This is a genomic window from Mucilaginibacter inviolabilis, assembly GCF_011089895.1.
Taxonomy (GTDB): domain Bacteria; phylum Bacteroidota; class Bacteroidia; order Sphingobacteriales; family Sphingobacteriaceae; genus Mucilaginibacter; species Mucilaginibacter inviolabilis.
Genome location: NZ_JAANAT010000001.1, coordinates 3,369,171 through 3,382,089, shown reverse-complemented (window position 1 = coordinate 3,382,089; position 12,919 = coordinate 3,369,171). Strand labels below are relative to the sequence as shown.

11 protein-coding genes are annotated in these 12,919 nt (G+C 42.8%); all 11 read left to right on the top strand.

Annotated features, from left to right (window positions below):
* Positions 1 to 6: 6 nt before the first annotated feature.
* The 11 genes from mraZ (at position 7) to G7092_RS13815 (ending at position 12,919) form a co-directional block, all read left to right on the top strand.
* The gene (gene mraZ / locus G7092_RS13865; RefSeq protein ID WP_166090265.1) at positions 7 to 471 is read left to right on the top strand and encodes a division/cell wall cluster transcriptional repressor MraZ; all 465 of its coding nucleotides are present in this window, start codon (positions 7 to 9) and stop codon (positions 469 to 471) included.
* On the top strand, positions 464 to 1,366 hold the full coding sequence (rsmH, locus tag G7092_RS13860) for a 16S rRNA (cytosine(1402)-N(4))-methyltransferase RsmH (RefSeq protein WP_166090263.1): 903 nt from the start codon (positions 464 to 466) through the stop codon (positions 1,364 to 1,366). Before mraZ ends, rsmH begins: the two co-directional genes overlap by 8 nt.
* The gene (locus G7092_RS13855; RefSeq protein ID WP_166090261.1) at positions 1,363 to 1,776 is read left to right on the top strand and encodes an FtsL-like putative cell division protein; all 414 of its coding nucleotides are present in this window, start codon (positions 1,363 to 1,365) and stop codon (positions 1,774 to 1,776) included. Before rsmH ends, G7092_RS13855 begins: the two co-directional genes overlap by 4 nt.
* Positions 1,766 to 3,877, top strand: coding sequence for a PASTA domain-containing penicillin-binding protein (locus tag G7092_RS13850; RefSeq protein WP_166090259.1), 2,112 nt, complete (start codon positions 1,766 to 1,768; stop codon positions 3,875 to 3,877). The genes G7092_RS13855 and G7092_RS13850 overlap by 11 nt, the downstream gene beginning before the upstream one ends.
* Positions 3,874 to 5,334 carry a UDP-N-acetylmuramoyl-L-alanyl-D-glutamate--2,6-diaminopimelate ligase gene (locus G7092_RS13845; protein WP_166090257.1) on the top strand — a complete coding sequence of 487 codons (1,461 nt, stop codon included), beginning with the start codon at positions 3,874 to 3,876 and terminating at the stop codon, positions 5,332 to 5,334. The genes G7092_RS13850 and G7092_RS13845 overlap by 4 nt, the downstream gene beginning before the upstream one ends.
* Before the next feature lie 203 nt (positions 5,335 to 5,537).
* On the top strand, positions 5,538 to 6,779 hold the full coding sequence (gene mraY / locus G7092_RS13840) for a phospho-N-acetylmuramoyl-pentapeptide-transferase (RefSeq protein WP_166091011.1): 1,242 nt from the start codon (positions 5,538 to 5,540) through the stop codon (positions 6,777 to 6,779).
* A 56-nt stretch (positions 6,780 to 6,835) separates the two neighbouring features.
* A complete protein-coding gene (gene murD, locus G7092_RS13835) occupies positions 6,836 to 8,212 on the top strand; it encodes a UDP-N-acetylmuramoyl-L-alanine--D-glutamate ligase (protein WP_166090255.1) in 1,377 nt (458 codons plus the stop codon).
* Between the two features lie 110 nt (positions 8,213 to 8,322).
* A complete protein-coding gene (locus G7092_RS13830) occupies positions 8,323 to 9,468 on the top strand; it encodes an FtsW/RodA/SpoVE family cell cycle protein (protein WP_166090253.1) in 1,146 nt (381 codons plus the stop codon).
* Positions 9,469 to 9,537: 69 nt separating this feature from the next.
* Positions 9,538 to 10,647, top strand: a complete 1,110-nt coding sequence (gene murG / locus G7092_RS13825) for an undecaprenyldiphospho-muramoylpentapeptide beta-N-acetylglucosaminyltransferase (RefSeq protein ID WP_166090251.1) — start codon at positions 9,538 to 9,540, stop codon at positions 10,645 to 10,647.
* Positions 10,648 to 10,701: 54 nt separating this feature from the next.
* The gene (murC, locus tag G7092_RS13820; protein ID WP_166090249.1) at positions 10,702 to 12,060 is read left to right on the top strand and encodes a UDP-N-acetylmuramate--L-alanine ligase; all 1,359 of its coding nucleotides are present in this window, start codon (positions 10,702 to 10,704) and stop codon (positions 12,058 to 12,060) included.
* Positions 12,053 to 12,919: a cell division protein FtsQ/DivIB gene (locus G7092_RS13815; protein ID WP_166090246.1), complete on the top strand. Its 867-nt coding sequence runs from the start codon at positions 12,053 to 12,055 to the stop codon at positions 12,917 to 12,919. The genes murC and G7092_RS13815 overlap by 8 nt, the downstream gene beginning before the upstream one ends.

Genomic DNA, 12,919 nt, shown 5'->3' with positions numbered 1-12,919 from the left:
CTCAAAATGTCCTATTTAACCGGTGAATTTGAATGTAAGCTGGATCCTAAATCAAGGATGATGATACCTGCTGGCCTTAAAAAAAAGCTTCCTGAAGCTGAAACTGAAGGTCTGGTGATCAATCGCGGATTCAAAAATTACCTGGTTATTTATACAAAAACAGAATGGGATAAAAGGCTTGACGAACTGAGCAAACTTAACGAATACGAGGAAGATAACATAGAGTTTATCAGATATTTCACCCGTGGTGCTACCGAGCTTTCGCTTGATGCTGCCGGCAGGGTGTTATTGCCGAAGTTTTTGCTGGATTATGCAGGTATAAAAAATGATGTAGTGCTGGCTTGCCAGTTAAATAAAATTGAGGTGTGGGATGCCGAGGCGCATAAGGCTGCGTTCTCCAATGAGCCGCAAAACTTTAGCGCATTGGCGCAACGGGTTATGGGTAATAAAGCAAGGAGGGGTGATGAGTGAGTATCATGTACCGGTAATGCTCAATGAATGCATTGAGGGGCTGAACATTAAAAAGGACGGTACTTATGTGGATGTGACCTTTGGTGGTGGCGGTCACTCGCGTGAAATATTAAAGCATATGGGGCCCGAAGGTACTCTGCTGGCTTTTGATCAGGATGCCGATGCGCAACAGAATTTGATTAAAGATGAGCGTTTTGTATTTGTTGATCAAAACTTTCGCTATCTCAAAAACTTTTGTCGTTTGCATGGCGCTATTCCTGTTGATGGTATACTGGCCGATCTGGGTGTTTCATCGTACCAGTTTGATCAGGCCGAACGTGGTTTTTCGATCAGGTTTGATGCCGAGCTGGATATGCGCATGAATCAATTGGGAGAGCTTACCGCAAAGGATGTGGTTAATAACTATACGGTAGCTGAGCTGCATCGCATTTTTGGCATTTACGGCGAGATACAGAACGCGAAATCGTTGGCGGAAACCATCGCGACGGCCCGTTTAAATGCGCCGATAGTAACCATTGCCGATCTGAAAAACGCGATCAGTAACCGTATTCCCCGGGGTAAAGAAAATAAATACCTGGCACAAGTGTTCCAGGCGTTGCGCATTGAGGTTAACCAGGAGTTGGAAGCGCTGAAGGAGTTTTTGATACAGTCGGCAGAAGTATTAGCGGTAGGTGGTCGATTGGTGGTGATGTCCTATCATTCACTGGAAGACAGGTTGGTGAAAAACTTCATCGCCAAAGGCAAATTCAGCGGCGAGGTAGAGAAAGATTTCTATGGTAATAATAATAAACCATTGGATGCAGTAAGTCGTGGGGCTATAACGGCATCAGATGAGGAAATAAAAAATAATAACAGGGCACGGAGCGCTAAACTAAGGATAGCTGTAAAAAAATGACAAATCGTTTGCGTACAGAAATTCAGGACGAAGAAGAATTGGAGCAGGATATCATCGTGGAGGAAAAGCCCGCGCGCGAAATCCAGGACAATCTTTTTACCCAATTTTTTGCCAAAGGTTTTATCACCAAAGAAAAAGCCACAGGTGCTTTGCCATTTATTATGTACATCGCTTTTTTGGGTATGATATACATTGGTAATATGCACCTGGCCGAAAAAACGATACGTGACATAGATGATATTACAAAAGAGGTAAAGGAGCGTGGCTGGGATTATAAAACCGCCAAAGCCGATATGGCCTTTAAAAGTACGTTAACCGAGGTTGCTAAACGTGCCGATACCCTGGGGGTAAGGCAGTCTGTGGAGCCGCCGCAAAAAATAACAGTAAAGGAGGATCAGGATGGGAATTAGAACCAACATTCTGCTGCGGGTATATATCGCTTTCGGGCTGATATTGCTGTTTGCTTTTGCTGTAGTAGTGCAGTTATGTCGGGTACAATTTATTCAGGGTAAAAAATGGAAAGATATGGCGGCCAGTCTTTCGGCGCAATATCAAACTGTTGAGGCTGCTCGTGGTAATATATTTTCTGTAGATGGCAGCCTTTTAGCTACTTCTGTTCCGGAGTATGAGTTGCACATGGATATGATGGCTGGTGGTATTGCCGAGGACAGCGTGTTTAATGATAACATTGATCAGCTGGCTATGAACCTGTCAAAAATGTATGGCGACAGATCTGCCCGTGAATATTCCCGGATATTTCGTGACGCCCGTAAAGAAGGCTCGCGTTATCAGTTGTTAAGACGCAGGGTAAGTTATCAGGAATTAAAGAAGATCAAAGAGTTCCCGATTTTCAAAAAAAGGAAGACCAAAAACTGTTTGATTGTGCTGCAGCAAAACAAACGTATACGACCATTTCACTCACTCGCTGCCCGTACTATCGGTTATAAAAATGAGAACGTTAAAAATGCTGTAGGCCTGGAAGGGGCCTATTCGTCTTATATCAATGGCGAGAACGGACGCAGGTTAATGCAACGTATTCCCGGTGGTACCTGGATGCCTGTTGATGATGATGAAGAGATAGCCGCTAAAGATGGCGCCGATATTATCTCTACCATCAATGTGAATTTTCAAGATGTGGCCCAGGAGGCGCTGATGAAACAGTTGGTTAAAAGTGAGGCCGATCATGGTTGTGTGGTGCTAATGGAAGTAGCTACTGGCGAGGTGCGGGCTATAGCCAATTTTACCCGTACCAAGGATGGTAGCTATGAGGAAAGGATGAACTATGCTATCAGTAATGCGATCGACCCGGGTTCAACCTTTAAGCTGGCATCGTACATGACTTTGCTCGATCAGCATAAGATAGATACCAGCTCTATAGTAAATGCCGAAGGCGGTAAATACAAATTCCCGAAAGGGCCAACCATTACCGATACCGAGCATGATAACTATGAAATGAGTGTTAAACGCGCGTTCGAAGAATCATCAAATGTAGCGGCAGCTAAGTTGGTTACGAAGTATTATAGCGGTAATCCATGGGAATATATCAATAAACTGTATAGTTATCATTTAAATGAAAAGCTGAAATTGCAAATCCGGGGTGAGGGGCAGCCAGTGATCAAAAATCCGTCGAACCGCAGCTGGAATAAAAATTACAGTCTGCCTGAAATGGCTTATGGGTATGAAATGAATTTGACACCTCTGCAAATGCTGGCTTTTTATAATTCGGTACCCAACAATGGTAAGCTTATAGCTCCCATTTTTGTACGTGAAATACGCCGCATGGGTAATCCTATTGAGCAGTTTCAGGCACGGGTTATTAATGAGCAGGTATGTTCAGATGTTACAATTGGCAAGTTAAAAGGTATGCTGGAAGGAGTGGTTCTTAATGGTACAGGTAAGAACGTAATTAAAAACAAGCTTTACAGTGTAGCGGGTAAAACCGGTACGGCGCAGATAGCCGATGGACGAAAAGGTTATACTGCTCATAAAACATACCAGGCTTCGTTTTGCGGTTATTTCCCTGCCGATCATCCTAAATACTCCATGATCGTAGTGATTAATAACCCAACAAAAGGTAATTACCTGGCGGCCCTGGTTGCAGGCCCGGTGTTCAGAGAAATAGCCGATAGGGTTTATGCCAATGATATGGAGATAAACCAAAGCCCGGCTACACATTTGGTGGGCAATACCAGCATGCCAAAAGTAAAGCAGGGTAATTTAAAAGCATTAAAAAAGGTTTACACCAAGTTGGGTGTAAAACCGCTGTACGCTTCGGCAAATGCCAGCGCAGGCGGCGTTGATACCAGCAACGGTATCCCCTTTGAAGAAGTAAGATATAAGAACGGCACTGTACCGGCTGTAACCGGGATGGGCCTTAGTGATGCCCTGTATGTGTTGGGTAACGCAGGTTATAAAGTAACGGTACGCGGCAGCGGCGTGGTAACCACACAATCGGTTACCGGCGGCAGCCTCATACCAAAAGGATCACGAATAACAATTGAATTACAATGATGTATTTAAGTGATATATTAGATGGACTGGCTTTTACTGAATTACAGGGAAGCGCTGATGTTGAAATTACGTCTGTAACTTTTGATTCACGCAAAGTTCAGCCTGGTTCATTGTTTGTTGCCGTAAAAGGCACGCTGGTTGATGGTCATGATTATATTGATCAGGCCATTAAAAGCGGGGCCATAGCTGTTATTTGTGAAGATCTGCCGGCGCGTACAGTAGCCGAGGTAGACTTTTTGATGGTGGCCGATTCTGGTAAAGCATTGAGCATTGTTGCAGCCAATTTTTATGGTAGGCCATCTGAGCAGCTGAAGCTGGTGGGTGTTACCGGTACCAATGGTAAAACCACAGTAGCCACTTTGTTATATCAACTGTTTCGTGATCTGGGTTATAAATGCGGCTTATTATCAACTGTCGAAAACCAGGTGAATGGCACAGTGATCCCGTCAACCCATACCACCCCTGATCCTATAGAGTTGAATAGCTTATTGGCAGAGATGGTAGAACATGGATGTGATTACTGCTTTATGGAGGTTAGCTCGCATGCTATAGCTCAGCACCGTATTGCTAACCTGGTGTTTGCCGGTGGAATATTTACAAACCTTACACATGATCATTTAGATTATCATAAAACTTTTGATAGTTATCTGAAAGCTAAAAAAGCATTTTTTGATGGCCTGCCAAAAGCTGCTTTCGCATTGACCAATAGCGATGATAAAAATGGTAATGTGATGTTGCAGAACACTCAGGCTCATAAAAAAACCTACGGACTAAAATCAATGGCCGATTATAAGGCCCGTATCCTGGAAAATCAATTTGAGGGCTTATTGCTGCATATTGATAACGAGGAGGTTTGGTTTAAAATGGTAGGTACTTTTAACGCTTACAACCTGCTGGCGGTTTATTCCACTGCTATGTTGCTTGATCAGGATAAGTCAAAAGTACTCACCAGTTTGAGTAAACTAACCGGTGCTGAAGGTCGCTTTGAATATATTGTAGCACCCAATAAGGTGATTGGTATAGTTGATTACGCCCACACGCCGGATGCCGTGCAAAACGTACTGAGTACCATTCATGATATCCGTAAGGGTAACGAAAAAGTGATCACGGTAATTGGTTGCGGTGGCGACAGAGATAAGACTAAACGCCCTGTCATGGCACGTGTAGCAAGTGAGTGGAGTGATAAAGTAATATTAACTGCTGATAATCCGCGATCGGAAGATCCGGGTCAGATCATCAAAGATATGGAGGAAGGAGTTGATCCGGCTTTCAAAAGGCATACGGTAAGTATCGTTGATCGTCGTGAGGCAATTAAAGCAGCGTGTATGCTGGCCAATCCAGGTGATATTATACTGGTAGCAGGCAAAGGGCACGAGAAATACCAGGAAATAAACGGAGTGAAAAATCATTTTGATGATATGGAGGAGTTGGAAGAACAATTTAAGGAAATGAATTAGCTATCTGAACCAGAATTTGCAGAATTAAGGAATTGATAAAAATCATTTAATCCCACAAACCGGTTCAGACAAAACATAAATCAATTTATATAAATAAACGAGTAAAAGTAATCAAAACATAAAACCGCAAGTCTGCACATCTAAAATCTGCACATCAATCATTTGCACATTTGAAATCTGCACATCTGCACATTGAAAAAGGGATGTTATATTATTTATTTACATATCTAAGTAAAAACTACAGTATTCCGGGAGCAGGGGTATTTCAGTATATCACTTTCCGTACGGCAATGGCTGTAATAACATCATTGCTTATTACCACTGTATATGGTCGTAGGCTTATTGATTATTTACGTTTTAAACAAGTGGGCGAAACAGTGCGGAACTTGGGCCTGGAAGGACAAATGCAAAAATCAGGTACGCCTACTATGGGTGGTATCATCATTTTACTAGGTATCCTGATTCCTACATTGCTGTTCGCCAAATTGGGAAATGTGTACATTATCCTTATGCTGATCACCACGGTGTGGTTGGGAGCGATTGGTTTTCTGGACGATTATATCAAAGTTTTCAGGAAAAATAAAGAAGGACTGGCGGGCAGATTTAAGATCATCGGTCAGGTGGGGCTTTCACTCATCATCGGCTGGACAATGTACTTCAATACCGATATCGTAATCAGGCAGGAAGTGAAGTTACCTGTAAAGGTTGATGCTCCGGTTGAGTTTCACATGAAAAGAGATGTACCGGTTTATACCCAGGATGTACGGTCGACAAAAACTACCATGCCTTTTTATAAGAACAATGAGTTTGACTATGCCAAAGTATTAAAGTTCCTGGGGACTGGTTATGAACAGTACGGCCTGGTTGTGTTCCTGTTTTTTGTCATACTGATTATCACCTTTATATCAAACGGAGCCAATATTACCGATGGTATCGACGGGCTAGCTACTGGCACATCGGCTATTATTGGTATTACGCTGGCTATACTGGCTTACGTATCTGGTAACATAGCGATGGCCGATTACCTGAACATTATGTTTTTACCCAACTCTGGCGAGCTGGTAATATTTGCCGGAGCTTTTGTTGGTGCTTGTGTAGGCTTTTTATGGTACAACTCGTATCCGGCCCAGGTATTCATGGGCGATACAGGTAGCTTGGCCATTGGCGGTATCATAGCTGTTTTTGCTATTGTGATACGGAAGGAGTTATTGTTACCGGTATTATGCGGTGTATTCCTGATTGAAAATATATCAGTGATTATGCAGGTAGGCTGGTTCAAATACACCAAGAAACGGTCGGGCGAAGGCCGTCGTATATTTTTAATGGCGCCGCTGCACCATCATTACCAGAAAAAAGGGTTCCATGAAGCCAAGATCGTAACTCGTTTCTGGATCATCGGTATCATACTAGCCATTATAACGATCATAACATTGAAGCTGAGATAAAAGAACCAAGAGATAAGAATCAAGATATAAGACAAATAATATAGTGCAATAGAATAATGAATCAGTCAGAAAACATAACTCAAAACTCACCACGCATCACTCAAAGGCTGACCATTCTTGGTGCCGGCGAAAGCGGTGTTGGTGCGGCTTATCTTGCCCAACAGCAGGGTTATGATGTTTTTGTGTCGGATTTTGGAGCTATTGCTGATAACTACAAAAAGCAATTACAGGATTGGAATATCCGCTTTGAGGAAAATCGACACACTGAGGCAGAAATATTAAATGCGGTTGAAGTGATCAAAAGTCCTGGTATACCGGAGAAAGCTCCTATTGTTAAAAAGCTGCGTGAAAAAGGAATCCCTGTTGTTTCGGAAATAGAGTTTGCGGGCAGGTATTGCGATGCAAAGATCGTCGGCATCACGGGCTCAAACGGAAAAACCACTACAACCAGCTTAACCTGCCACATCCTTAAAAACGCGGGATTAAATGTGGGTTTGGCCGGTAACATTGGTAAAAGCTTTGCTTACCAGGTAGCTACCGAAAAATTTGAATATTACGTGTTGGAGCTAAGCAGCTTTATGCTGGATGATATGTACCGGTTTAAGGTGGACATTGCTGTTTTGCTCAATATTACGCCTGATCATTTAGACAGGTACGATTACAAGCTGGAAAACTACGCGGCATCAAAATTCCGCATTACACAGAATCAAACGGCCGCCGATTATTTTATTTATTGCGCCGATGATCCGGAAACCATTAAAGGGATGACCGGGCGTACGTTTGAAGCACAGCAGTTACCCTTTTCAATTGAAACTAAGATTAAACCGGGAGCATATCTCGAAAACGACAATATTGTCATCAACACACAACAAGAACATTTTCAAATGTCAATTAAAGAATTAGCCCTGCAGGGCAAACACAACATTTACAACTCCATGGCATCAGGTATTGTATCAAAGGTGTTGGAGCTGCGCAACGAAACGATGAGAGAGAGCATGGGCAACTTTAAAAACATCGAGCACAGGCTGGAGTCGGTTGGCAAAATATCGGGCATTAGTTTTATTAATGACTCCAAAGCTACCAACGTAAACTCAACCTGGTACGCGCTCGAAAGCATGACTACTGATGTGGTATTGATCCTGGGTGGTGTTGACAAGGGGAACGACTATAGTATGCTCAAACAACTGGTAAAGCAAAAGGTAAAAGCCATTGTGTGTTTAGGCAAGGATAATAAACGCATCCATGATGCATTTGAAGATGATGTGGAAGTGATCGTGAATACAGGCTCTGCCCAAGAAGCCGCGCAAGTGGCGTTTCACCTGGCCGAAAAAGGCGATACGGTATTGCTATCACCAGCCTGCGCCAGTTTTGATCTGTTTAAAAATTATGAAGATCGCGGTAATCAGTTTAAAGCCGCGGTGAGGGAGTTGTAAGCCCCCTAACCCCCTAAAGGGGGAATGAGAGGTTTAGATGATAGAAAAATTGAATTAATGAATATTAAATAAAAAGTCTCACCCTTTAGGGGGAGATTTAGAGGGGGCTTATGCACAGGATACTCAGTAATACAAAAGGCGACCGCTGGATATGGCTTATAGTCATATTACTTTCTGTTATATCCCTGTTGGCGGTATACAGTTCAACCGGTACGCTGGCTTATAAGCGTGGCGTTGGGGTCGAGTCGATTCTGATGAAACACCTGGCTATGGTGGTGGGCGGTATTGCGCTGATGTATATATCCCACAAGCTCGATTATCGGTATTATGCGGGTATCTCCAAGATCATGATGATCGTGACCATACCATTGTTGTTATACACATTGGTATTTGGCAGCCATATCAATAACGCCAGCCGCTGGATCAATATTCCGGTAATCGGTTTAAGTTTCCAGACATCCGATTTGGCTAAGTTGGCTTTGATCACCTATCTGGCACGTACGCTATCGCGCAAGCAGGAAAATATTAAGGATGTTAAAGAATCCTTTTTGCCTATTATGGGTTCTGTTTGTCTGGTATTTATACTCATCGCATTGGCCAACTTGTCGACTGCGCTGATGTTGTTTGGGGTAAGTATTTTGCTGCTGATCATCGGTCGTATCAGTATCAAGCAAATAGCAGTGGTTTGCGGGGCTGGATTTATATTATTAATGGGGGTTTTGTTCTTAGGTCCACGCAGGCACATGTATGCTACGCGTGTAAGCACGTTTTTGCATCCCGAACAGGCTAAACCCGATAAGTCGTTCCAGTCAGACCATGCCAAGATAGCCATCGCCAGCGGCGGCATATTTGGCAAAGGTCCGGGTAACAGTACCGAAAGAAATTATCTGCCAGAGTCCTACTCCGACGAAATATACGCCATTATTATTGAGGAGTATGGACTTGTAGGCGGGTTTGCCTTAATTGGCATTTACCTGTTTTTACTATACCGATGTATAAAAATAGTGACGAAGGCTCCCAAAGCGTTTGGGGCATTGCTGGCTTGTGGTTTAAGTTTCAGCTTAACCATACAGGCATTTGCCAATATGGCCGTGGCAGTTGGTTTAGGTCCGGTAACAGGTGTACCGCTACCATTTGTGAGCATGGGTGGTACATCGATATTATTTACCAGCGTGGCGTTTGGTATCATATTATCGGTAAGCCGCGATATTGAAGAACCCAAAAAAGTAGTGGTAGGGGAGATCAGGACGGCCTGAGGTTAATTAGTGAATTATTGATTTTGATAGGTTAGAGTTTAGAATTTAGTTTTTAGAGTTTATAAAAAAATGGCAAAGAGAATAATAATAAGTGGTGGCGGAACAGGAGGACATATCTTCCCGGCTATTGCTATTGCCAATGCTTTAAAAAATATTGATCCGGCTATCGAGATATTGTTTGTTGGCGCTAACGGGCGCATGGAGATGGAGAAAGTTCCGGCTGCCGGCTATAGGATCATTGGTTTGGATATTCAGGGCATACAGCGCAAATCAGTTTGGAAAAACGTGATGTTTCCTATTAAGCTGATGAACAGCGTGCGCCGGGCGCTTAAGATTATTAAAGATTTTAAACCGGATGCAGCGGTTGGAGTTGGGGGCTATGCCTCGGGTCCCTTGTTGTACGCAGCCTCGCTCAAGAATATACCTTACCTCATACAGGAACAAAATTCCTATGCGGGTATCACCAATAAGTGGCTGGGAAAAAACGCAAAAAAAATATGCGTGGCTTTTGATGGAATGGATAAGTTTTTCCCTGCCGAAAAAATTATTAAAACGGGTAACCCTATTCGCCGCGATTCGGTGAATGTGGCTGGTAAGCATATGCAGGCGCTGGAGCTATTTAAGCTTTCGGCATTTAAAAAAACAGTATTAATAACCGGGGGAAGCCTTGGTGCACGTACACTAAATAATAGTACAGCTGCCGGTTTAGATAAATTGATTGCTGCCGATGTACAGGTGATATGGCAAACCGGCAAGTATTATTATAAACAGATCATTGAAAAATTAGGTGAAGATCATCACCCGGATGTGAAAATCAGGGAGTTTTTAACCCGTATGGATCTGGCTTATGCCGCTGCCGATATTATTATATCACGCGCAGGGGCGGGTACTATTGCAGAGTTATGTATGGTTAAAAAACCAGTGATCCTGGTGCCTTCGCCAAATGTGGCCGAAGACCATCAGACTAAAAACGCACTGGCACTGGTTGAAGAAGACGCAGCTATTTTTCTGGCTGACAGGGATGCCGAAGAAAAACTGGTTGATAAAGCAATTGAATTATTAAACGATAGGAATTTACAAAAGAAATTGGGTACTAATATAGGCAAGATGGCTATGCCTGATGCTGATGAGGTTATTGCCCGTGAGCTATTAAAAATAACAATAAACAACAACAATTAAAATTATGGTCCTCCTTCTCCCCAAAAGAGGAGGGCCTTTTTTAAAATTAAAACAATGGACCTGCATAACATTAAAAGAGTTTACCTCATAGGTATAGGCGGCATCGGGATGAGCGGCCTGGCTCGTTATTTCCATCATTTAGGTTGTGTTGTTTGCGGTTATGATAAAACCTCGACAGATCTGACCAACGATTTGCACAACGAAGGTATACAGATCATTTTTGATGACCGCGCCGATTGGATTCCATTAAGTTTTCAGCAGCTCTGCGATGATACCCTGGTTATTTATACACCTGCTGTTCCCAAGGATTCGGTTATCTTAAACTATTTTAAAAATAAGGGCTTTGAGCTGTTTAAGCGGTCGCAGGTTTTGGGTTTGATCAGTAAGAGTTCCTTTACTATAGCAGTTGCGGGTACGCATGGTAAAACAACCACCTCAACCATGGTGGCACATATTCTGAAAGATTCGGGTAATGACTGTTCTGCATTTTTAGGAGGTATATCGTCCAATTATCAAAGCAATGTACTGTATGGTAAAAGCAATGTGATGGTGGTAGAGGCCGATGAATACGATCGTTCGTTCCTTACCTTGTTCCCGGATGTGGCCATCATTACTTCGATGGATGCCGATCACCTGGATATTTATGGCGATCACGCTCATTTAACCGAGTCGTTCCAGTTGTTCGCTTCACAAATAAAAAGTGGCGGTACGCTAGTTCATAAAAAAGGCTTGCCTTTAGACACCGGTTATACTTACGCGCTTAATGATGCTGCCGCGGATGCGCATGCCGCCAACGTACGCATTGAAAACGGTGATTTTTATTTCGATTTTGTCAATGCCGATGTTACTATTTCTAACATCAGAATGGGTATAGCCGGCACGCACAATGTAGAGAACGCGGTTGCAGCAATTGAAGCTGTTTTGCGATTGGATATCAATACCGATGCTATAAAAAGCGCACTAGGTTCATTCAAGGGTGTTAAACGCCGGTTTGAGTATATTGTAAAAACACAACAACATATTTATATTGATGATTATGCGCATCACCCTGAGGAATTAAGGGCATGCATATCCTCAGTAAAAAAGCTGTACCCTAATAAAAAGCTGACTACCATTTTTCAGCCCCATTTATATACCCGCACACGTGATTTTGCCGAAGGCTTTGCCGAAGTGCTGGATATGGTTGACGAGTTGATTATGCTGGATATTTATCCGGCACGTGAATTGCCTATAGAGGGCGTTAACTCAGAAATGTTGTTGAACAGAATGGTGCTGCAAAATAAGCGGAAACTGAGCAAACAGGAAGCACTGGATGCGGTAGCTCATGAAAAGCCCGAACTACTGCTTACAGTGGGTGCAGGTGATATTGATACATTGGTTCACTCTTTAAAAGAAATATTGAGTAATGAATAAGAAACTCATTTGGAAGCGTGTGTTGATTATATCTGCCTGGGTGGTTTGCCTGGGGGGCCTCATCGCGCTCATGAGTTTTATTGAAATAAAAAAGGCAGGTGTTATTTGCACCGCTGTAAAAGTAAACATACCCGGCAGTCAGTATTTTATTGATAAGCAGGAGGTCGACCAGATTTTGCAAACCAGCAGTCATACGCTGATAGGGCGCAAACTGGAGGGGATTAATATACAGGACCTGGAAAATAAACTGAGAGCTAATCCATTTATTGAATTTGCCAAGGTTTATACAGAAATGGATGGTGTTTTACGGGTAGAAGTAAGTCAGCGTCAGCCCATACTTCGTATCATGAACCATTATGATATGGATTTTTATGTTGATCAGCATGGTTTAAAGATTCCTCTGTCGCCAAACTTTACCGCAAGGGTATTGGTAGCGAATGGTTTTATTGACGAGCTGTTTACCAATCATGTGGATTCATTGCATACCAAATTGGCCAAGGACTTGTTCCTGACTGCCGATTTTATCCGCAAGGACTCTTTATGGGATGCGCAGATAGCACAGCTGTACGTGAATAAAGACCATGAAATTGAACTGATCCCACGTGTGGGGAGCCAAAGAATACTGATTGGTAATGCTGATTCGCTCCAGGTAAAATTTGATAACCTGATGGCGTTTTATAAACAGGTATTGCCCAAAGTAGGCTGGGATAAATACAGTATTATCAACATCAAATACTCCGGCCAGGTGGTTGGTATTAAAAATGAAAATATGAAGGCAGATTCGATTAAGGCAAGTAAGGCCAAAAACCTGAAGCCCGATTCTGCAAAAATGGAAAAGGATACATCTCAAATAAATTAG